At 56.3% G+C, this 325-nt stretch carries 1 protein-coding gene; it reads right to left on the bottom strand.

The window, feature by feature from the left end; all coding sequences use genetic code 11:
- Nucleotides 1-127: 127 nt before the first annotated feature.
- Nucleotides 128-325, bottom strand: a 198-nt coding sequence (locus P0D89_RS54385; protein WP_408371217.1) for a hypothetical protein, incomplete at its 5' end; no start/stop codon positions are given.

The following is a 325-nucleotide window of genomic DNA, read 5'->3' as shown; positions in this document are numbered from 1 at the left end:
GCAAAGCGTCCGCTGAAAGACCCGAAAACGTTCCGATAAGGAGGACGCGAAGGCGGCTGCAGCAAGCCATGGTTTCGACATCCACGACTTCGACATCAGCGACGCAGATGAGTATCCGGCTGGCGGTCTAGTCGGGCCGATCCACCGACAGGTCACGATTACCCGATTGAGCAACGACAAGGTCTGCATCTACGATGCTGGCCACGGCACAGCGTGGCTTGCCGAATTCGAGGACGATTTGGCAGCAGGTGTGTCCGGCGCCAGCTAGATTCCTTGACTGAATTGATCTTGTAGCAGTCGAGTCAAGTTTTTCTACGCGGCGATT

It is taken from the genome of Paraburkholderia sp. RL18-085-BIA-A, from assembly GCF_046027075.1.
Taxonomy (GTDB): Bacteria; Pseudomonadota; Gammaproteobacteria; order Burkholderiales; family Burkholderiaceae; genus Paraburkholderia.
Note: the sequence above shows the minus strand (reverse complement) of the source record. Positions and strands in the feature narration are given on the sequence as shown.